Source organism: Streptomyces sp. A012304 (assembly GCF_026008495.1).
GTDB lineage: Bacteria > Actinomycetota > Actinomycetes > Streptomycetales > Streptomycetaceae > Streptomyces.
In genome coordinates this window covers 133,640-154,525 of the sequence record NZ_BQUN01000111.1, presented here as the reverse complement: position 1 = coordinate 154,525, position 20,886 = coordinate 133,640, and the positions used below count along the sequence as shown (strand labels likewise).

14 protein-coding genes are annotated in these 20,886 nt (G+C 69.3%); 3 read left to right on the top strand and 11 right to left on the bottom strand.

All coding sequences use genetic code 11. The features are described from left to right. Nucleotides 1-42: 42 nt before the first annotated feature. The 5 genes from ALMP_RS28360 to ALMP_RS28345 all read right to left on the bottom strand — a co-directional run bounded on the left by ALMP_RS28360 (nt 43) and on the right by ALMP_RS28345 (nt 6,908). Nucleotides 43-2,526 (bottom strand): RICIN domain-containing protein, encoded by a 2,484-nt coding sequence (locus tag ALMP_RS28360; RefSeq protein ID WP_264933390.1) that lies wholly within the window; start codon nt 2,524-2,526, stop codon nt 43-45. Nucleotides 2,527-2,904: 378 nt separating this feature from the next. Beyond that, the gene (locus tag ALMP_RS28355; protein WP_264933388.1) at nt 2,905-4,902 is read right to left on the bottom strand and encodes a lectin; all 1,998 of its coding nucleotides are present in this window, start codon (nt 4,900-4,902) and stop codon (nt 2,905-2,907) included. Nucleotides 4,903-5,003: 101 nt separating this feature from the next. Further along, nucleotides 5,004-5,270, bottom strand: coding sequence for an AbfB domain-containing protein (locus tag ALMP_RS44460; RefSeq protein ID WP_375803542.1), 267 nt, complete (start codon nt 5,268-5,270; stop codon nt 5,004-5,006). A gap of 316 nt (nt 5,271-5,586) precedes the next feature. Further along, nucleotides 5,587-5,766 (bottom strand): hypothetical protein, encoded by a 180-nt coding sequence (locus ALMP_RS28350; protein WP_264933386.1) that lies wholly within the window; start codon nt 5,764-5,766, stop codon nt 5,587-5,589. Nucleotides 5,767-5,843: 77 nt separating this feature from the next. Further along, entirely contained in the window at nt 5,844-6,908 is a 1,065-nt protein-coding gene (locus ALMP_RS28345) for a LacI family DNA-binding transcriptional regulator (protein ID WP_264933384.1), read from the bottom strand. Between the two features lie 222 nt (nt 6,909-7,130). On the opposite strand from ALMP_RS28345, the gene ALMP_RS28340 reads away from it, so the two are divergent. Then, nucleotides 7,131-8,708 (top strand): glycoside hydrolase family 31 protein, encoded by a 1,578-nt coding sequence (locus tag ALMP_RS28340; RefSeq protein WP_264933382.1) that lies wholly within the window; start codon nt 7,131-7,133, stop codon nt 8,706-8,708. Nucleotides 8,709-8,921: 213 nt separating this feature from the next. Here ALMP_RS28340 and ALMP_RS28335 read toward each other — a convergent pair whose 3' ends face one another. The 5 genes from ALMP_RS28335 to ALMP_RS44455 all read right to left on the bottom strand — a co-directional run bounded on the left by ALMP_RS28335 (nt 8,922) and on the right by ALMP_RS44455 (nt 16,643). Then, nucleotides 8,922-9,515, bottom strand: coding sequence for a beta-galactosidase trimerization domain-containing protein (locus ALMP_RS28335; protein WP_264933380.1), 594 nt, complete (start codon nt 9,513-9,515; stop codon nt 8,922-8,924). Nucleotides 9,516-9,744: 229 nt separating this feature from the next. Continuing rightward, the gene (locus ALMP_RS28330; protein ID WP_264933378.1) at nt 9,745-12,813 is read right to left on the bottom strand and encodes a S8 family peptidase; all 3,069 of its coding nucleotides are present in this window, start codon (nt 12,811-12,813) and stop codon (nt 9,745-9,747) included. A gap of 359 nt (nt 12,814-13,172) precedes the next feature. Continuing rightward, on the bottom strand, nt 13,173-14,219 hold the full coding sequence (locus ALMP_RS28325; protein ID WP_264933376.1) for an SGNH/GDSL hydrolase family protein: 1,047 nt from the start codon (nt 14,217-14,219) through the stop codon (nt 13,173-13,175). Nucleotides 14,220-14,529: 310 nt separating this feature from the next. Then, nucleotides 14,530-16,026, bottom strand: coding sequence for an alpha/beta hydrolase (locus ALMP_RS28320; RefSeq protein ID WP_264933374.1), 1,497 nt, complete (start codon nt 16,024-16,026; stop codon nt 14,530-14,532). Between the two features lie 335 nt (nt 16,027-16,361). Continuing rightward, on the bottom strand, nt 16,362-16,643 hold the full coding sequence (locus tag ALMP_RS44455; RefSeq protein WP_375803541.1) for a hypothetical protein: 282 nt from the start codon (nt 16,641-16,643) through the stop codon (nt 16,362-16,364). Nucleotides 16,644-16,980: 337 nt separating this feature from the next. Here ALMP_RS44455 and ALMP_RS28310 point away from each other — a divergent pair, with 337 nt between their 5' ends. Next, nucleotides 16,981-17,529, top strand: coding sequence for an AAA family ATPase (locus tag ALMP_RS28310; RefSeq protein ID WP_264933372.1), 549 nt, complete (start codon nt 16,981-16,983; stop codon nt 17,527-17,529). A 661-nt stretch (nt 17,530-18,190) separates the two neighbouring features. Beyond that, the gene (locus ALMP_RS28305) at nt 18,191-19,336 is read left to right on the top strand and encodes a GAF domain-containing protein (protein ID WP_264933370.1); all 1,146 of its coding nucleotides are present in this window, start codon (nt 18,191-18,193) and stop codon (nt 19,334-19,336) included. A 26-nt stretch (nt 19,337-19,362) separates the two neighbouring features. On the opposite strand, the gene ALMP_RS28300 is transcribed toward ALMP_RS28305, so the two are convergent. Next, nucleotides 19,363-20,781, bottom strand: coding sequence for a ricin-type beta-trefoil lectin domain protein (locus ALMP_RS28300; protein ID WP_264933368.1), 1,419 nt, complete (start codon nt 20,779-20,781; stop codon nt 19,363-19,365). Nucleotides 20,782-20,886: the final 105 nt, after the last annotated feature.

Below are 20,886 nucleotides of genomic sequence, written 5' to 3'. Positions count from 1 at the left end.
GGGGCCCCCCCCCCCCCCGCCATGGGGCTCAATGCGTCAGGGTCAGGCGATCTTCACCAGCCTCCACTGCTGGTTGGCGCCGCCGGTGGTGGGCCACTGGATGATGGCCGCGCCGTCGGCGATGGAGTTCGCCGAGATGGCGACGTTGAAGGCGTTCGAGCGTGACTCGATGGTGTAGTTGCCGTTCTCGAACGGGGCGATCTGCCACTGCTGGTTGGAGCCGCCGTTGGGCGTCCACAGCTGGAACTGGGTGTCGGGCGTCGTGGTGGCGAAGGGGATGTCCAGCGCCTTGCCGCTGGCGACACCGGTGATGGTGTAGTAGCCGGCGCTGTTGCGGGCCAGCCTCCACTGCTGGTTGGCGCCGCCGTTGTCGGCCCACTGGATGATCGGCGTGCCGTTGGCGGTACCGCCTCCGGAGGCGTCGAGGGCCTTGCCGCTCCTGACACTGATGATCTTGTAGGTGCCGGAGAGGTCGGGGACGGTTCCGGGGGTGATGGACAGGTTGGAGTACTGCACGGGGTAGTACCCGGCGGTACCCAGGCCGGCCAGGCCGCCGCTGAAGCTGTTGTCGGTGACCGTGCCGACCGTGTTGCCGTCGATCTTGGCGGTGATCGTGGAGTCCTGGAAACCGAGGGACAGCTTGTGCCAGGTGTTGGTGCCGGGGGCGGACACGGTGCCGCTGGCCAAAGTGGTCCAGATCCAACGGTTGTTCGTGACCCAGCTCGTCTTCAGCACCGACCAGGCGCCGGTGTCGGACAGGCGCAGGTGGTAGGCGTTCAGACCGCCGTTGTTACGGCCCTGGGTGCCGACCCGGCCGAGGATCTCGGCGGCACTGCCGCTCTTCTCCAGCAGCACGTCGGAGCTGACCGTGTAGTTGCTCCAGCCCAGCTCACCCATGATCGTGTAGGGCTGGGTGCTGTCCTCGAAGGTCCACTTGATCGGCTGGACCTGTGCCATCTGGCGCAGGCACTGGCCGCTGCGGCCGCCGGCGCAGGAGGCCGACTCGAACGCGCCGGTCATGGTGGAGAAGTACTTCGCCTCACGTCCGGCGCTGTAGCCGGCGAAGGTGTCGGAGTACGGCAGAGTGAGCTGGCTGCGGTCGGGGGAGGTGACGGTGCCGGGGAGCTGCCCGCTGGTGGTGGTCACCGTGTAGACCCGGCCGGGCTGCAGGGTGAGCGAGTACGTCCCGTTGACCGCCGTCAGGTCGGCGCCGCGCACCATGCTCGGCGTGCTCTTGCCGGGCTGCGACAGGTCGGTGGACCACACCCGCAGGGTGCCGCCGGGAAGTCCGCCCGCCACCTTGAGGTTGACCGTCTGCGCCTCGGTGGCCTGCGTCGTCTCCAGGACGGTGCTCCAGGCGCTCTTGTCGGGCGCTGCGTAGCTGACGTAGCTGCCGTTGGCGCGGTCGCCCGCGAGGTAGCCGGTGGCGGTGTCGAGGTACTTCCAGCCGGGCGAGGTGAACTGGGTCGTCTGCGCGATGGTCCAGGTGGTACGGCCCACGCGATAGTTGCCGGACCAGGGCTGGTTGGCGTTGATCAGGCCGACGGTCTCGAAGTCGAGGTTCTGGTAGATGGACGCGACGATGGGCCAGTTGATGTACGCGGTGGTCTTGGCGTCGATGTAGCCGCGGTTGATGGCGCGGGCCACCGGCGCGGCACCGATCTCGGAGTCCTGCGAGCCGTTCTCACTGGCCCAGATCGGCTTGCCGAGCGTCTGGGCGTCGGAGGTGGACGAGCAGGTCGTCATCTCGGAGATGCCACCGCAGATGTAGTGGCCGCCGGCGATGTCGATGGCGTCGTACAGGGCGCTGTTGTTCTTCATGCCGGTGGCGATGGTCCAGGCGTTGGCGCCGAAGTGGTCGCCGCCGACCAGCTTGACCGAGGAGTAGCCGTTCGCCCGCAGGGCCGCCTTCAGGTTCACGTACCAGGTGGCGTTGTAGTCCTTCTCGTTCCAGCCGCCGACGTAGTCGACGTTCACACCGTGCTGCTTGGCGCAGTCCAGCCAGGACAGGTAGTAGTCGATCATGTCCTGGGAGTAGAAGTTGCCGTTGCCGATCCAGCCGGGCGCGCCCCAGGGCATGCCGAGGACCTTGATGTCGGGGTTGCGGAGCTTGGCCTGCTCCATCAGCCACCACTCGTAGCCGGCGTCGCAGTTGATGGTGCCCTTGGTGTGCTGGTGGCTGGCCTCGGCGCCGTCGGTGGAGTTGGTGTCACCGCCCATCTCCACCTTGAGGATCTGCAGGCTCGCGCCGTAGCCCGGCTTGAACAGGTAGTCGAGGACCTGGTTGCGCTGGGTGGCCGGGTAGTCGTACAGCAGGCGCGTGTTGCCGCCGCCGCCGCTGATCGCGCCGACGCCGTCGAAGGTCCGTCCGCCGCTGGTGCCGTCCACCGTGATCGCGGTGGCGGGGATGGCGGCGTGCGCGGTGGACGGGAACGGCCCGTAGATCAGGGCGAGCGTGAGGAACAGGGCGGCGGCGGCCGCGATTCGTCTGATGTGTCTGTCGGGCAGACGCAGGATGTCGGGCAAGGGACGGTCCTTCTGGGTCGTTGCTTTCCGCGCCGAGGCTTCGGCACGTAACGGGTGCGAGGCGGGGGTGGGAGCGCGAGGTGCCAGAGGTGAGCAGACCGCCCCCGCTGGGTGCCCGCTTGGCGAGCGGTGCGACCGCACGCGTTTCCGGCGGCGAGGGAGGGCGTGTGGCCGGGGCGTCGGTCAGGACCCCGGCCGGGGACCGCGCGCCCCGGCCGGGCATGCCTGGGACACTCCTCCGGAGGGGCGCGGCGCCGCGGTGGGCGGAGTCAGACTCCGCCCGCCGCGATCAGTGCTGTGCCGTGTCGGCCCCTTTGGTGGGCAGTCGGTCCTGCTCTGGCGCCGGACGGGCGGGTGGTCAGGACTCTGCCGGGTGTCTCAGGTGCGGGTCCACTTCTGGTTGCCCCCTCCGTTGCAGGTCCACAGGATCAGCTTGGTGCCGTTGGCGGTCGCCGCGTTGGAGGCGTCCAGGCACAGGCCGGACAGGTTGCTGGTGATGGTGCCGTCCGAGTTGACGGTCCACTTCTGGTTGGTGGTGTTGCCGCAGTCCCAGATGATCACCTTCGTGCCGTTGGTGGTGCCGCGGTCGTTGGCGTCGAGGCACTTGTTGCCGTAGACCACGAGTTCGCCGCGCGAGGTGTGGGTGAAGGTCTGGTTGCGTCCGCCGGAGCAGTCCCAGATCTGGGCCTGCGTGCCGTTGGTGATGGTGTTCTTCTCGATGTCCACGCAGCGGCCCGAGGCGGAGCCGACCAGGGCCGTGCCGTCGGTGCCGGGGATGCCCTGGACGCGCAGGGCGTCGATGTCGGGTGCGGTGCTGCCGGAGACCGGGGCGAACCTCACCGTGTTGGCACCCTTGGCGAGGTGGGCGAGCACGGAGACGGTGCGGTAGGTGGTGGCCGAGCCGGTCGGCGGGAACGCCACGACGTACTTGAACTGGCCGTTCACCTGGATGGTGGCCTTGCGGGCGGTGCTGCCGCCGTTGGCGTAGGTGATGTCCACCAGCTTGGTTCCCGCCGCGCCGGCGGTCACGCTGAAGGTCGGGGTGGTGGCGGTGGTGGTGTCCTCGTAGGTGGAGCCGGCCGCCTCGGTGCCGGACACGGTCAGCAGCACCGCGTCGTTGGCCGGGACGGAGGCGGTGTAGCCGGTGGCGAACGAACCGGCGTCGGTGCGGGTCCAGGCGTTGCGCACGGTGGCGGACGCGGTCGTCAGGCCGAGGTCGGCCCAGCGGACCGTGATGTTCGCGGCGGAACCGGTGCGGTTCAGCAGCAGCACCGCGCGCTTGCCGGTGCCGGAGAGCACCTTGCCGTACACCTGCAGGCCCCGGGTGTCCTCGGCGACCTTGACGCCCTGCAGCCCGCGCGGATCCTGGTCGATGGCGATGACCTCGGGGTTGGTGAGGATGTCACGGGTCTCCGTGGTCATCGTGGCCACGTTGTTGCCGGCCAGCAGCGGGGCGCCCAGGATCGACCACAGGCCCATGTGCAGCCGGTTCTGCGCCGCGCTGAGCCCGTTGATGCCGACCATGAGCATGTCGGGGTCGTTGGTGTAGCCGGTGTGCTGGGCCGCGGGGTGCTGGGCCTTGTCGAAGTTGGTGTACATGTTCGCCAGGCTCGGCGTCTGGCGGAAGACCAGCACGTCGTCGCTGGTGCGCCACAGGTCGCCGTAGCCGGTCGCCCAGTTCCAGGGCAGGCCGGAACCCCACTCGCAGAAGGAGAGCACCAGCTTGCGGCCGGTGACCGCGGAGGCGGCCTCGTTCGCGGCGGCTATCTGCTTGTACGTGGTCTCCTGGTCCAGGCCCTCCACCCGGCCGCCGCAGAAGTCGAGCTTGACGTAGTCGAAGCCCCAGCGCTGGAAGGTCTCCAGGTCCTGCTGGTAGTGGCCCTCCATACCGGTGTTGGGCGCCGCGGGGCGGGTGCTGGGGAAGTAGTAGCCGCAGCCGTTCTTGCCCGCGTCGGTGTAGATGCCCGCCTTCAGGCCCTTGCTGTGGATGTAGTCGGCGATCGCCTTCATGCCGCCGGGCCACAGGTTCTCGTCGACGACGATGTTGCCGTTGGCGTCACGGGCGCCCTGCCACCAGCCGTCGTCGAGGTTGACGTACTTGTAGCCGGCCGCGGCCATGCCGGAGGAGACCAGGGCGTCGGCCTGCTGCTTGATCACGTTGTGGTCGATGCTGCTGAAGAAGGTGTTCCAGGACGCCCAGCCCATCGGCGGCGGGGTGACGCCGATCTGGCTGGTGCTCACGGCGGCCGGTTCGGCGGCCAGGGGAACAGACGCCTCCTGCCGGTCGAGGCTCGCCAGACCGGCGACGGCGAGTCCGGCGGCGATCACCTGGGCGGTGAGCCGTCTGACCCATCTTCGGGCAGGGGTGTGCGACATGCGGCTCTCCAAAGGGGGAGGTGGAAGGGAAACCGACCTCAAGGACGGCGCGGGGCAGCGAAGGGCCGTGACGGCGGTCGGTGGGGCACGGGGCGCTGTGGTCAGTCCCGGCGCGTCAGCAGACGTCGCACAAGGAGGCGTCCACGCGCTCGATGCAGGTGGGGACCGGACGATGCACAGGGCCTGGTCCGCGTGCCCGGTGTAGCGGGTCGGGATGTCGCGGGACTGGGCGATTCGGCCAGGCCCGCCGTCCGACGGAACGGGGCGTCCTGGGGGAACGTGCTCGTGCCGACGTCGGCGCCCAGCCTCAGTTCGTAGCTGTGGTGCAGCAGGGAGCGGGTCAGGGGGCTGACGGACCGGAAGGGCACTCCGAGCTGTCGGTGAGTCCGGGAGGAGTGGGTCTTGCGCTCATCTGCTCTCCAGGTGAGGCGTGTGGGGAGGAGAGCGGTCGGCGAGTCAGGATCCGTGAAGGACACGCCCCCTCGGCATCCACCACCGTCCGATATGCCGACCGCGGCTCGGTGAGTTGAGCAGAAAGTAGAACTGGGACGAAGGATCGTCAATGATTTTGTCGAAGCACGTTGGATTCTGTGTGATCGGTGAGGCAATGCAGCGGCGCTGGGCCACGCCCGCACCCCGCTGACCGGTTGATAAGCGACCGTACCGGGTCACCAGCACCCGACATTACGTACCATCGGGTCCACCGCGCGGGGTTGCGACCGTCGCCTCGTCGCCGATCAATTGCCAGGTCGACGGCGCGGTGTGCGCCCTGCATGCCGGGATGCGGCGGTAGGACGGGATCGAGTCGTAGAAGGCCAGAGGGGCGATGGCCGCGGCTCTGGCCTGGTCGATGTCGTCGGTCACGATGGCGGGGACGGAGGAAGCCGCGTTCTTCGCCGTATCGAGATCCGGCAGGGCGCCCGTGCACCGGCGCGACCGCGTCAGCCCCCCTCGATGAACAGTGCGGTCGTGGCACGTCGCACCAGTCCTTCGGGCTGGACGAGCTCCAGGCGTGGCGGACCGTCCGCGCCCTCGAGCCGCTCGAAGAGCAACCTCATCGCCAGGCTCGAGACGGCCCGCGGCCTGGGCGAGACGTTCGTGATGGGGCGCGCGTACGACAGTGCGGTGTCGTCCGTGCAGAAGCCGGCGAGCGAGACGTCCTGGCCGGGGGTGAGCTGCCGGTCGTGCAGAAGCCGGACCAGCCACTCGGTGGCGCGCGGGGTGCGCGTGATCAAGCCCAGCCGGTCGTCACGGTGGGTGAGGAGCTGATCCGCGCAGGCGGCGATGCCGTCCCAGCCGTCGAACGGGCGCGGGACGACGGTCAGCTCGATTCCGTGGAGGGCGGCCCGGTCTGTGGCGGCGTCGTAGAAGTCGAGCACGAACTGGAAACGCTCCTGCTCATCCCCGGGTTCTCCCAGCACCGCGATGTGCCGGTGTCCGGTGATGGCGAGCTCGTCCACCAGCAACTCGGCGGAGCCTCGGGTGTTGAAGTCGACCACGTCGAGGCCCTGTGGATCCTTCGGGCGGCCGACGAGAACCACGGGCAGGTCCAGCTCGTGTGCCGCCGGAACCCTGTCGTCGTCCAGCTGGATGTCCATGATGACGAAGGCGTCGCAGATCGAGCGGCCGGCCAGGCGGGTAATGCCGTCCGGGCCTTCCCTCACGGTGCTGAGGACCACCTCGTAGTCGTGCCGGCGTGCCTCCTCGATGATCCTTTCGATGTAGGGGACCGATTCCACCGCGTCGGCCTTGGGGCCGAGGTACACGATCAGTGCGATCACATTCGTCTTTGCCGTACGCAGCGTCCGGGCGCCGGCGTTGGGCTGGTAGCGCAGTTCGCGCATCGCCCGCTCCACGCGAGCGCGTGTCTCGGCGGATACGGCGCGCTTGCCGCTCATGACCGCGGACACCGTGCTCTGTGCGACACCCGCCAGCGCGGCAACGTCCCTGCTCGTGGGCGCAGACCGACCGTTGCGCCTGTCCGGCGACCGCTCATCTCGTGCCATGTGTCGACACGCTAGCCGACCCTCGCCCCGGGGTGTGGCTGCCCTTGTCGTGGCTGCGGCGCCGCAGGGGTGTTGCCGTTGTCTCGATGCCTGCTCTACGCTCGATACGTATCGCGCGATACGTATCGCTCACTCTTTCGCGTGGCTGCCTGCGGTTATTCGCGCGCCCTCCTCCCGCTGCAAGGTCGTGATGATGTGCTCCACCCTGTGCCTGCTCCGCCCGTGGACGGTCTCGAGGAACTGACCGTGGGCGACGAAGTGGAGCTGATCCTCGAGGCAGGCGAGCGCTGGTGGGGCGGCGCCGCGGAGGACGGCGTGCTGATGCCTTTTGGCGAGCAACCGCTCGTGCGCGATCTCGGCGTAGCCCTACGGCATGAGTCCGGTGACTCCGCGCCGTCGAATCAGAGCAGCCCGCTCCTGGTATCGACGCACGGGCGCGTGATCTGGTCGGACCGGCCTTTCACCTTCGCGTTCGAAGGCCGCGAGGGCGGCTTGCTGCGGGTGACGGGACGACAGGTCCGCGTATGCCGGGCCGGCGCCACCCTGCGGGAGGCGTACCAGAGCGCCGCGCGCCGCTTCTTCCCCCCGTCGGGGCGGGCACCCGCGCGGGAACTGTTCACCGGGCCGCAGTACAACACGTGGATCGAGTTCCCCTACACGCCCACGCAGGAGGCGGTCCTGCGGTTCGCCGCCGATCTCCTGGCCGCCGGGATGCCGCCCGGTGTCCTGATGATCGACGACTGCTGGTCGCCGGGCTACGGCACCTGGCGATTCGACGGTGCCCGCTTCCCCGACCCGGCGGCGATGATCCGCCGGCTGCACGACTGGGGCTTCTCGGTCATGCTGTGGGTCGTCCCGTTCGTCAGCCCGGACTCCGCCGCCTTCCGGGAACTCGAAGGCAAGGGGCTGCTGATCCGCGACCGGAACGGCGACATCGCGATCCGCCGGTGGTGGAACGGGCTCAGCGCCCTCCTCGACCTCACCGACCCCGCCGCCACCGCCTGGCTGACGGGCCACCTCGACACCCTCATGGCCGAGACCGGCGTCGACGGCTTCAAGTTCGACGCCGGTGACATACGGGACTACCGCGCCGACGACCTCACGGCCACGCCGGCCGAACCCGTCGACCTGTGCGAGGCGTGGGCGCGGGTAGGACTGCGATACCCGTTCAACGAGTACCGGGCGTGCTGGCGGATGGGCGGTCAGCCGCTCGGGCAGCGGCTGCAGGACAAGCCGCCCCTGTGGGGGCCGGCCGGGATCGAGTCGCTCATCCCCGAGATGCTCGCCCAGGGCATGATCGGCTACCCCTACACCTGCCCCGACATGATCGGCGGAGGTGAGATCGTGGCGATGGGCAAGCAGGGGGCGACGGACCAGGAGTTCTTCGTCCGATACGCCCAGATCGCGGCACTGAGTCCGATGATGCAGTTCTCGGTCAGGCCCTCCCGCGTTCTCGACGACGTCCATCTCGACGCGGTGCACGCGGCGCTGGCGATCCGCGCATCCCTGCTGCCGCTCATCCTCGACCTCGCGGACGAGGCCGCCCGGACCGGTGAGCCGATCGTGCGCCCGATGGCCTACCACGCGAGCGGACTGGAGAACGTCACCGATCAGTTCTTCCTCGGCCCGGACCTCATCGTGGCACCGGTGACCACGCAGGGCGCCACCGAGCGGAGAGTCGCCATCCCGGCAGGCCGCTGGCGCGGCGACGACGGCACTGTCATCGAGGGCCCCCCAGCCGTGACCGTGCGCTGCGACCTCGCGCGCATCCCGCGCTTCGAGCGTCTCGCCGACGCATGACGGACCGTTCGGCAAAGGAGTAGCGGGAGCCAGGTCCGCATCAGGTGGCGGCCGTTGCCCGGTCGTTCTCAGGGCGCTCGCAGTATTTTGGCCCTCTCCCTGATGGAGCTGATATTCCTGCCGGCCGAACCGCTACGCAACGCGGTCCGCATCCACCGTTGGGTCGCCCAAGCCCGCCACCGCACGGCAGGAGGGAATCTCCCGGCTCCTCTCTCATGGTTGGTTGTGCGGGGTCGTCGCGCAGCACCGCCGCGCCGAACGGCGGCAGACACAGGTGGCCGCTGACGGTGCGGGAGCGTCACCGGCGAGCAGGTCCACCGGGGTGCCGGTGCCGGCGACGACGGTCACCTCATCGGGGGTGTGGTTGAGCAGGAAGAGGTGTTCGGTGCCGTCGGCGGCTCGGCGGCGGACCGCTTCGACACCCGCGGGGGTGTCCAGGGCGGGCGTCACTCCGGCGCCGGTGACACAGTCCAGGACCAGGCGGCGCAGGGTCTCGCGGTCGGGTGAGGTACCGAGATACGTCGCGATGCCGGTGCCGAAACGGTGCCGGGTGACGGCCGGGCCGCCCTTCAGTTCGCCGTCGGTGTAGGCGGCCAGCAACTCGGCGCCGGCCAGGTCGATGACGTCCTGCCAGTCGGTGGCCGTGCCGGTGTGGCCGGCGTGGTGCAGGCCCACCGTCTCACCGGGCCGCAGGGGCGCGAACTCGTCGATCTCGATCCCGAGCAGGTCGCGGAAGGCGCCGGGGTGGCCGCCGGGCCGTACCCGGTCGTACGCGTCGACGATCCCCGAGAAGTACGACATCAGCATCCGCCTGGTCCGCGAGGCGGACCTGCTTCTCTTCTGTGCCCGTGGGGCGAGTGGAATTTCCCGCCCGGCACCACGGAGAGTCAGCGAAGTCACCCGGCCGTTGCCGGGTTTCGGGGTCGGCGATGTCCGGGCCACCGTCTCAGGAGGCCACCAGAGCGCTTCGTGTTCCGGCCCCACCGAGTCGTCGGTGGGGCCGGAACGGTATGTGGTGGGCTCGGGTGGTTCCGGGTTACGGAGTGACCGTCAGGACCGTGGAGCCGAGGGTGTGCTTGCCGTTGCCGTAGTCGACCAGGCCGAGGTAGGTGTGGCCGGCCCGGAGGTTCCGCCAGGAGACGGTGACCTTCGCGGTGGCGCCCGGGTCCGCCCGCTGCTCGGCCGGTGTCGCGGTGGCCGGGTGGTCCGGCTTGGTGTCCGCGCCGATCAGCCAGGTGTGCAGGGTGTACTTCTGGCTGGTCGCGCCCGGCGGCAGGGCGTACTGACTGACGTACACGTCGTACGTGCCCGGCCCGGGGAGGTCGACGTGTTCGTCGCTGCCTTCGCCGGCCATGGAGTACACGTTGCCGTCGGCGTCGTGGACGTCCAGGTCGATGTCACTGCCAGGGAGGAAGCCCCGGGACTGGATCGCGAGACGGGCCAGCAAGGTGCCCTCGGGGACGGTGACCTTCAGCTTCGCCACCGACGGCGGCAGCGGTGACGCCGACATGTCGGGGTGGTCGCCGGTCAGGGTGCCGGTGCTGGTCGTACCGGCGTACAGGCCGTTGACCGTGGTGGTGAGGGTGCCTCGGTAGCCGGTCCGCGAGGTGAGGGTGACCGAGCCGGTGGCGTCCTTGCCGGTCGCCTCGCTCTGCGCCCCGAGGGCCACTGCGCGCAGAGCGACGGCGCCGCGGACCTTGTGGTGCTTGTCGCTCCAGGTGACCGAGCCGTACGACCAGTCGCCGAAGGCCGCGCTGGTGCGGGTGAAGGTGACCCGGTACGACGCGGACCCGCCGGCCGGGACGACCAGCCGCTTCGGCGACACCGTGGCCTTGTAGCCGGGTGGCGTCTGCAGGGTGGCGGTGTACACGCCGGTGGTGGCGCCGAGATTGGTCACGGTCCGGGTGACGGTCTGACGCCCGACGAGGTCGCCCACCGAGATCGTCGGGGAGTTGAAGTCGCTCGGGTCGATCTTCCTGGTGGTGGCGCAGGCGTCGCTGCCGTCCGCGGCCACCGGGTGCTCGCCGAGCGAGCAGCTGTAGGCGATCCAGTCGGCGGAGGTGGAGTCGTAGACCAGGCCCGGGTCGGCGGCGCGGTTCGGGACGACCTGCCCGGCGCCGTAGTCGAGCGGGGTGGCCGCGCTGTCGGCACCGGCGCGCCGGATCGGTTTGCCCGCGCTGTCCTTGGTGGTGGCGGTGGTCATCAGCGCCGACTTCAGCTCCATCGGCGACCAGTCGGGGTGCAGCGACCGCAGCAGCAGGGCGAGGCCCGCGACGTGCGGAGCGGCCATCGAGGTGCCGGACATCATGCCCTGCTCGCCCTTGGCGTCGAGGCTGCCCGGGACGGTTCCGGCGACGATGTCCACGCCGGGCGCCGCCATGTCGGGCTTGATCAGGTCGCCTCCGCTGGTCAGGTCGGGTCCGCCGGAGGAGAACCCGGCGATCTGTGCGCCCGGCTGCTTGACGGCTCGTGCCGCGCCGAGTGCGGCGGTGGCCCGGGCGGTGCCGTCGGCGTACGCCTTGATCGCCTGGCCGGCGGCGCTGTCGACGTGAGTGGACGGGACGGTGTGGGCGTCGGCGATCTCCTCGTCGGTCACGTTCGCGTTGTACAGCACCATGCCGACGCCGCCCGCGGCCTTCACCTGGGCGCTCTTGTCGGTGCGGGCGTTGTCGCCGCGCTCGCACAGGACGATGGCGCCTTTCACCTTCGCCGCATCGAGGGTGTCCGGCTTGCACAGCTCGGCCTGCGCGGCGTCCACCCCGGCCCTGGCGGCCTTCCCGGCGTCGACCAGCGGCGCGGACTTCACGGCCAGGGCGCTGATGCCGACCCCGTCGAAGGACTCGCCGTTGCCGAGGGTCACGGTCGTGCGGTAGCCGGTGTCGTGGCTGGAGGCGGCCACCGTGGCCACCCACGGGACGTTGTTGCTGACGGTGCCGGGTCCGTCGTTCCCGGCCGAGGCGGAGACGAAGACGCCCGCCCGGGCGGCGTTGAACATGGCCTGGTACACGGGTCCGGTGGTCGGGTCACCGTTGCCGCCGCCGATGGAGTAGTTGATGACGTCGACGCCGTCGGCCACGGCCTTGTCGAAGCCGGCGACGATGTCCACGTTCGGGCATCCGTTGCTCCAGCAGACCTTGTAGGCGGCGATGCGGGCGGCCGGGGCCAGCCCGGATATACGGCCGGATATACCGCTGTCGGGCACGGTCGCGGGCACGTCGATGTCGCCGGCCGCGGTGGTCGCGGTGTGGGTGCCGTGCGACTCCGCGTCCATCGGGGACGCCCAGTCGGTGTCCTGGGGGTCTTCGAGGCCCGCACGGAAGTACTGGGCGCCGATCACCTTGTTGTTGCAGGTGACTTGATGCTCGACATCCTCGCCGCGGTCACAACTGCCCTTCCATTTCTTGGCGATGACCTCGGCGTCGGGCCGGGGCTCCGGAAGGGCCCGCAGGGAGGGGTTGTTCGTGTCGATACCGGTGTCGAGGACTCCGATGATGAGCCCCTCACCGGCCCTGCGCTGCCCGCCCGGGATCTTCGAGTAGAGCCCGCCGCGCTTCTTCAGGCCCAGGAAGGCGGCGGTGTCGGGGACGGGAAGGGAATGGCCCGTCGCCGTCGTCGTGGCCGTCCTCATGGCCGCCGTGGTGGCGCTGCCGGTGCCGGCTGCGACGGCCGGCTGGAGCATCTCGTTGCGCACCACCGAGACGACGCCCGGAGTGCGGGCCATTTCTGCCGCCTGCCGGGCAGTCAGCTTCGCGGCGAACCCGTTGAGCGCGTACTGGTAGACGAGCGCCGGCCGGACGCCCCGCACCTCGTCCAGCACCTCCTCGCGTTCCCGCTTCAGATGGCCGAGATAGTCGCGCACGGCCTGTGACCGCGTGTTGAGCCGCTCGCCCTGCGGGGGCGCTGTCTTGGAGTAGGTGGCGACGGGCCGGTCGTCGAGCTGCACGAGATACGTACCGGCGGAGAACGTGTTCTGGTCCGGCTTGTCAGGCGCGGCCTGGGCGGGTACTCCCTGCGTCAGGGCGAGGCCCGCGACGAGGGCCGGGACCAACAGGGAAGTGGTTCTGCGGCCGGGGCGACGGCGCCGGCCGGGATGCTGCTGTGACACGTTGGTGCCTCGCTGTGGAGTGGTCAATCCCCCGAGATCGGGGACCATCTTGTTGCTCGCAAGATCGCTGCGAGAAGAGTCGGAAGCTTGAAATGCCAATAACTTCACCAGTCCTTCACAGAGTTGGCGGGCCGTTGCGCTATCTGCGGGCACGCCGCAGAAGATGGGGGCGCACTGCTGTGCGCCGGCGCGCATGCGCCGCATCGCCGAACGCCTCCCAGTGGACGGGAAGTCCCCGACGCTGCACCTGTCCGGCCCGGGCGAGACCGAGCAGGCCGCCCGCGACACCGCGAGCGGCTGCTGGTCAAGTTCGAAAGACTGAATGCCGAAAGACCGACTGCCGAATGACTGACTATCCGTCAGCCCTTTTCGCCCGTACGGTGCCTGCGCGCGAAATAGCCCGCGGCGGTACCGACCGCCACGACCGCGAGACCCCCACCCGCGACGACGGGAGTGCTGCTCGACGCGCCGGTCTCGGCGAGATCTCCGTTCGTGGTCGGGCTGTTCGCCCCCGTGTCCGTGCCGGCCTCGGGCGTGGCTGACCCGCTGGGGGTCGGGGACGCGCCCGCACCGGGTGCGTCGTTGTCGGCGAGCACCGCCGCGAACGCACCTGCGATCGCCTTGTGGCCGTCGGCGTTGGGGTGGGGGTCCTGCTTCGTGCACGCCCAGGTCAGCTGGCAGATCCTGGCCACGTTCGCCGGCACCTCGCCCGCGCCGGGCACGTTCACCTGGGTGGTGAAGTCGTCCGAGGAGAAGGCCCCGGCCACGTCCGCCACCTTGAAGCCGGTGGACTTGTACACCTGGGTGATCCCCGTGTTGGCGGCCCTGACCAGGGGTGCCGACTCCTTGGCGGCCTGCTGCCCCGCGGCGCCCTGCAGCCAGGCCGCCAGGAACGGGTTGTGGTACGTCGAGCCCACGAACCGGGTGTCGTTCCCGCCCGCCTTGCGGAGCGCGCCCGCGATCTGGGCGAGGTTCTTCGCCATGCTCTGGCTCTTGCTGTTCAGGCATGCCGCGTCGAGGGTGCCGGCCGGGCTGACGCAGTTGAGGAGCATGTCGTTCGCGCCCACGCTGAGGGTCACGTAGGCGACCTTGCCGTGGTGCTGGGCCATGGCCTTCAGGGCGGCATCCAGTTGGGACTTGGCGTTCGGGTAGTCGCACGTCCCGCCGTTGATCAGAGACTCGGTGGTCTCAGCGGTGCAGCCGAGGCGTATGTGCTTCAGGCCGGGGGTGCGCTGCTTGAGCCGCGCGTACAGCTGGTCGGTGTAGGCGACGTGGGTGTCCTTGTCCACATCCGGCTGATAGCCGGTGGCCAGGGAGTCACCGAGCGAGATGTAGTACGTGGTGTCCTGGCCGTTGCCCGCCTCGTCGGCGGCGGCCAGTCCGGGCGTGCCCAGCACGATCGCCATGGCAGAGACCGCCAGCCCGGGGCCGAAACGCTGAAGGGGTCTCATCACTTGTGTGCTTTCCAGTGGTGTTGGGGAGGGGGGTGGCTGACGAACGCGTTGGCGTGCGACGTGGTGAGAGGCAGCGAAACAAAGCCGCACCAGATCTGGGCATCGAAGAAAGCCTTGGTGAAGGCATTGCTTGGGTCGGTGGGCCGGAAGAACAGCTGGCAGGCGGAAGGCCGCACAGTCAAGTTCACTTCGTCCCGCGGGTCAGAAGAGGCTGACGCCCGGGACGCCCCGAAGTGTCGGCAGCGGCGGCGGGTTGGCGTCGCTACGCTCGCGTTGCCGGTGCTGCCTGGCAGGTGAAGTCCTTCGCCGGCAGCTTGCCGGTGGTCAGGTAGGCCGTCGCCGTCCTGTCGGCGCACGACTTGGAGCCGTAGACGCCGTGTCCTTCACCTCCGAGGACCGTGACCATCTTCGCCCCCTTCAGGGCACGGCGCAGGCCCTGGCCGCCGGCCAACGGCGTCTGGGAATCCCACTCGTTCTGCAGGATCAGCGCGCCGACCTTGTTGTTGATCCTGGTGGCCTGCTCACCGCCCTTCTTCCAGAAGGCGCACGGCGTGATGTTGGACGCGAAGTCGCCGTACAGCGGGTACCTGGCCTTGTCCCGGATCGCGTCCCTGCGGTACCGCTCGGGATCGCGCGGCCAGGTGCGGGTGTCACCACAGAAGATGGCCCAGTAGCCGGCCTCGCCGTTGTCCGAGGGCATGGCAGTGCTGTACGACGGGGGAGGCGGCGTGGGCGCCTTGGACTCCTGGCCGGCGGACGGGCTTCCATCCGTGGCGGCCTCCTTCACCATGACGACCCAGTCGGCGGCGTCGCGCACGGTGAAGAACAGGCCACGCCCGTTGGCGCGGATGTCGTCACCGGTCATCGGTGCGCCGAGGTCGATCGGCTTGTGGTCGGCCCGGGCGACCAGATCGTAGAAGGTCTTGCGGACCGCCTGGGGAGTCTTCCCCAGCTTGTACGTGGAGTTCCGCTTCGCAGTCCACTCGGTCCATCGGGTGAAGGCGTGCTCGCCGGCCTCCGCCGAGAGCCGGTTCATGCCGCGCCAGATACGGGCCGGGTCTACGGCGCTGTCCAGCACGAAGCGGTCGGAACGCCGGGGGAACATCTGCATGTAGACCGCGCCGAGGTAGGTACCGTACGAGTACCCGAGGTAGGAGATCTTCTTCTCGCCGAGCACGGCACGGATCACGTCCATGTCCCGGGCGGTGTTGCGGGTGGTGATGTGCCGCAGCTTGGCGTCGCACTTCTCCGCGAAGGTCCGGGCCCACCGCACGTCCTTGGCGAACGTCTCGGGCCTGTACGCCCGTTCCGAGTCCTGCTCCTCCTGCGTCAGGCCACAGTCGACGGTGGAGCTCTGACCCATGCCTCGCGGGTCGAAACCGATGAGGTCGTACTTTCTCGTCACGGACTTCGGCAGCTCGCTTGCCTGCCGCTGCGGCATGCCGAGGCCCGGACCGCCCGGACCACCGGGGTTGAGCAACAGCACACCGCGACGCTCCTTCTCGGTACTCGTCCTCATCCTCGATATGGCGAGGTCGAGCTTCTTGCCGCCGGGTCGGCTGTAGTCGAGCGGAACCTTGATCGTGGCGCACTGGAAGGTGGCCGGCTCCGCCTTGTCGCAACGGTGCCACGCCGGCTTCTGCTGGAGGTACTGGCTGAGGGGATTGCCTGCGGCGGACGCCGTGGTCGGGGCGAGCACAGGAACCAGGGTGGCGATGGCACTGGCCGCCAGGAAGGTGGCTGTTCGACTGCTTCGCACGGGGGAAGGTCCTCAGGGTCGGTGTGTTCGGAACACGGTGACCCTCTCGTGGACAGGGTCCGGCCGAATCCATCGAATGGATAAGGCGCATACGCCGATGGATGTACGGGCAGGCGTGACAGATGGTCCTGGAGTCGCACGCCCGCGTTCGACTCCGCGACGTCTTGCCCAAGTGGTCCAGCGCCGTGAGCAATTTCCCGTTGGTCAGCCGCCTGGCCGCGTCGCCGGGGCGCGTGCGGCAGGCTTGGTGCTTCACGAGGAGTTCGAGCCGATCGAACCTGATGTCGGACCAGCGCAGGACGCACGTTCGCCCCGCCGAAAGCCGGTCGCCACCGTCATGGACAGGAACGTCCCCCAGGCCAGGTCCTGTTGCCAGGCGGTGTCGAGACCGAGAGCTCCCTCTTGGGGAGTTGGCCCTGGACGCGCGCGGGGTCGACGGCCGTGACGGCCTGTGGGCCCACCCGGACATGCTGAGCCGTAGCTCGATGGGGCCTGTCGCCGTACCGGATGGCGTTCATGACCAGCTCGCTGACGATCAGCACGGTGGCGAACACCGCTTCCGCCAGTCCCCAGGCGGCCAGCTGTTCGCCCGCCATCTTGCGGGCCCTGGCCACCATGGCGGGGTCCTGCGGCAGCTGCCGAGCGCCGAGGTCCGGGCCAGCATCAGGACGATGTCGTCGGCGGGACGGGTGGTCAGTACGGTGCGTAACACCTCGTCGCAGGTTCGCTCCAGCGGTTCGGCCGGACCGCTCAACGCCTGGCGCAGCAGGGCGAGCCCGACCTAGATGTCACGGTCGGCCGCCTCGACCAGGCCGTCGGGGCATAGGTGACCAACGTGAAGCCTCTGGTTCAGCGGGCATGATCTTGTGGTGAGGCCTGTCCTACCAGGGGCCTCACGCTTGCCTCCGAAGGGGGCTCGCGCATCCGCGTGCCATCTGTGAGCGAAAGGTCCGCGTGGGCACCGAACTGGGTTCCGCAGTCGTCCTGATCACCGGCGTGATGGCGTCGGGGAAGTCCACCGTGGCCGACCTTCTGGCCAGGCGACTGCCCCGGGCCGCCCACGTGCGTGGTGACGTCTTCCGACGGATGATGGTCTCCGGCCGGGAGGAACTGCTGCCCGAGGAGACCGCCGAGGCCAGGACTCAACTGGAACTGCGCTACCAACTGTCCGCGCTCGTGGCCGACGAGTACGCGCACCACGGGTGGACCGCGGTCGTCCAGGACATCGTCCTTGGGAAAGACCTGAGCCAGTATGTCGCCAGGGTGCGGACAAGCCCGTTGTACGTCATCGTGCTGGCTCCCTCCGCCGCAGCCGTGCACACCAGAGAAGCCAAGCGTCCAAAGACCGGGTACGGCCTCTGGACGATCGACGCTCTCGACCACGCCCTGCGAGAGGAGACTCCGCGCATCGGGCTCTGGCTGGACACCTCGGAGCAGACACCGGACCAGACGGTCTCGGCGATTCTCAACAACCTCGCCGCCGCTCGCGTAGAGACCGGCTGACCCAGGCCAACGCCCAGCTCGGCGAGGCTCTTTCACTGTGAAAACCTCACTGGTCCAGGCCCCCATACGCGGGCAGCGAGACCTCATACCTCGATCGCATCAGCTGGGCGCGCTCTGAGGCCGGCATGGCGGTTTCCAGCTGCACCAGCACCCGTGAATTCCCTGGCCGTCAACCAAGCCCGTGCTCCATTGCTTGAAAATCTCCGTGGCACGGAAGCTCAGTCCACTGACCTTCAGTGCTCGACGGTCGGGCCGGGCAGACACTCGAAAGCCCGCAAATTCCATTGCCCCATCGACGGACAGGCCATCAAAGGACTTTCCGTCCCGCCCAACTCTTCCGTGAGAGCCCAAACCCTGCGCACGTGCACGGCTGCCGAACAGCCCCAGACAGAGGTCTCCATATGGCGATGGCGTTGGAGGACGAACGAGGTCAGGATGGTTGCGGCCTCTTACCTCGACGCGGTTGCGCTCAGAGGGTCCGTCCCGTTTGCCATGCCCTGGGACCTTTCCCGACCGACGCGACGCTCCACGTCAGCCGGGAATGAGAGCAATCCGAAGGGTCCTCCGTAGAGCCGAAACCAGGTTCTGCCGCCAGTCGACACCGAAAGCGCTTTTGTTACCGGCTGGTCGGACCTGTTCGCCCCCTGGAGGGCGCAATACCATGGCTATCGTGGTGCGAAAACAACAAAGGCGACCGCCGCCTGACGACTTGCTCGAACTCGCCGCGGAATACAAAGAGATTCTCGCCTTGTTCGACGGTGCCGCCGCGATACGCCGGGTTGTGGAGACCGTGCCCGCCCAGTGCGGCGTCGACGCGGCCTGGGTCGGCGAACCCCACGGCACGGACAGTCTTGTCCTGAGGCATACGCTGAACATCCGCTCGCCCGAGGTCAATGGACTTGTCATTCCGGCGGGCCGTGGACTGGGCGGGCAGGTTCTCGTCGAACGCCGCCCGCTGTGGGTGAGGGACTACACGCGGGCGGCGACCATCACCCACCACTTCAACCCCGTGGTGCAGGCCGAGGACGTCGGCGCCATGATCGCCGTACCCATGGTTTACGGGGGCCGACTGCTGGGCGTGTTGTATGGCGCCAACCGGTTCGCGGCGTCGTACGACGACCGGGCGACACAGCTCTTCGAGCAGGCCGGCGCACGAGCGGCGGCCGCGGCGGTCGTCGCCGAGCGAACCCGGCATGCTGCCGAGGTGGCGGTGCACGAGGAGCGACGGCGGGTGGCCCTCGATCTCCACGACACCGTCGGGGCCATGCTCTTCACCATCGGCGCCGGCATCCGCGGTCTCCTCGCCGAACTGCCCCCGGGAGACACGCTCCACGGTCGACTGAGCGACCTCGAACAACAGGCGGCCGAAGCCGCAGCCGTACTACGCGGGTCGCTGCACGCACTGAATGCTCCGCCGGACCGGGTCGCGCTGGGGGTGGCCCTGCGCGGCGACTGCCGGGCCTTCCAGGAACGTACCGGCATCGTCGCCCGGCTCATCACCGTCACCGAACTGCCGCCACTGCCGTCAGCGCATCTCAGAGCGCTCACCGACACGGCGAAGGAAGCACTGTTGAACGTGGAGAAACACGCCCGGGCTCGATCCGTCGTGGTCAGTGTGTTCGCCGCCTCCGACGGGGTCACCGTGCGGATCGCCGACGACGGTGTGGGCCTCCCTCCTGCCGGACGGACACGTGAAGGGCTCGGTGTGGCAGCCATGGCCGAACGTCTGGCACGAGTGGGCGGACGGCTGAGCATGGGCCGCAATGAGGACGGCGGAGTCACCGTCCAGGCGTGGGTTCCCGTATGAGCACGGAGGGGATGGGCCTGATTCATTCACGGCCTGTGGCCCGCTTCAGTCAGCCAGCGCTCGAACCCACTCGGGAATGACGCGTCCGGTTCCCTGAGTACGACAGGAACACCCACCACCTGGCGAGTGCCGGCCGGCGTCACCGCAAGTCGACTGTTCCGGCCCGGGATGAGCAGTCCGCCATCCGACAGGATGAACTGGAAGTCCGCGGCCCAGTCATCGGCGGCCTCGGTGCACGGACGCATTTCGAGCTCGAACACTTCTGCCGAGTCCAGGCACAGGCCCGGGTCGGCATGGCTGCGGAGCAGCCCGTCCGGGCCCAAGTCCCACAGCTGGGTGGCCACGGGCGCGCACGTGGAGGTCACCGCGGTGGCGCCTGCGACCGCGTCACGGTTCCCGATGTCGAGGCACAGACCGGTCGCCACGTTGTGGAAGCGGGCGTTCAGGACCGGGGTCGGTGGGTTGCCGGCGGGGGTGGCTTGGGGGGACGTGGCCTGCGTGGGGGTGGATTCCGCTGTCCCGGCATCGGCCCCGGGGCCGGTCGGGGAGTCGCTGAGGAGGATTCCGGTGACTGCTCCTATGAGGACCCCCGAGGTGATGACGATCCCACCGAAGAGGAGGCCCGCTCGGCGACGAGCTGCCCGTCGGGCCCTGCGCATCGTCGCGCGGGCCACTGGCGTGTACAAGGGCCGGGCTTGTGGCGGCGCATGGGCTGCGGGCACCGCCGTGGACGCATCCGAGCGGCGGGCTCGGCAGAGGGTGAGGTAGTCCTCCGCGCCGAAGCCCAGCACCGCTTCGGCGAGCAGCAAGGGCAGGCGCTCCGGCGTGTGGTCGAGCTGGTCCGTGGCGGCTCGGCAGTACGCGCACTCCGTCAGATGGTGGTGCAGGTCCGGCACGGCCTCCGTGACCTGACTGCGGTCGGTGGAGACGTCGATGAGGCGGTTGTAGCGGCGGCAGTCCTCCTCGGGCGCGAAGTCGAGGTGGGCCTGACGGCACACGGCACGTAACCGGGCGCGGGTACCGCGAAGTCTGGCGCGGGCCGTGGCCAGGTCCAGTCCGGCATGGGAGGCGGCCTCCGCAAGGTCCTCCGCCTCGACTTCGGTGTGCCACAGCAACGAGCGCAGTTGTTCCGGAAGCTGCTGGAAGCCGTGGAGGAGCAGATGCCGGTCGCGCCGCAGGACCATCGCGGACGGCTCCTGCCCGTCCGCCTGGGTGCGCAGGCCCTCCCGCAGGTCGAAGCGCCGTTCGTCGGCATCCCACTCCTCGGCGGTCTCGATGACGGCGCCGAGCAGATGGCAGCGCCACGGGAAGATCGGCCCGGCCGCGCTGTCGAGCTGCCGCCGGAAGGCCGCCTGCGCGAGGGCCTTGGCGGCCCGGGGGGAGTTCGTGCACAGCGTCGCGTACTCCAGGACGGGCGCCCAGTGCCGGCCGAGCAGCTCCGTCACGAGAGATGAGACCCTCGGCGGCCGCGGTCCGGGACGAGACGGGTGAGAAGGCCGTCCCTCAACGTCGACGTCGACGCGTCCCCCTCCGAGACCGTCGGCGGGCAC

Excerpts from the sequence above, each read along its gene's own strand:
- ALMP_RS28355 (WP_264933388.1), bottom strand. The coding sequence starts at position 4,902 with ATGTCGCACACCCCTGCCCGAAGATGGGTCAGACGGCTCACCGCCCAG.
- ALMP_RS28345 (WP_264933384.1), bottom strand. The coding sequence starts at position 6,908 with ATGGCACGAGATGAGCGGTCGCCGGACAGGCGCAACGGTCGGTCTGCG.
- ALMP_RS28335 (WP_264933380.1), bottom strand. The coding sequence starts at position 9,515 with ATGCTGATGTCGTACTTCTCGGGGATCGTCGACGCGTACGACCGGGTA.
- ALMP_RS28325 (WP_264933376.1), bottom strand. The coding sequence starts at position 14,219 with ATGGCGATCGTGCTGGGCACGCCCGGACTGGCCGCCGCCGACGAGGCG.
- ALMP_RS44455 (WP_375803541.1), bottom strand. The coding sequence starts at position 16,643 with ATGGTGGCCAGGGCCCGCAAGATGGCGGGCGAACAGCTGGCCGCCTGG.
- ALMP_RS28305 (WP_264933370.1), top strand. The coding sequence starts at position 18,191 with ATGGCTATCGTGGTGCGAAAACAACAAAGGCGACCGCCGCCTGACGAC.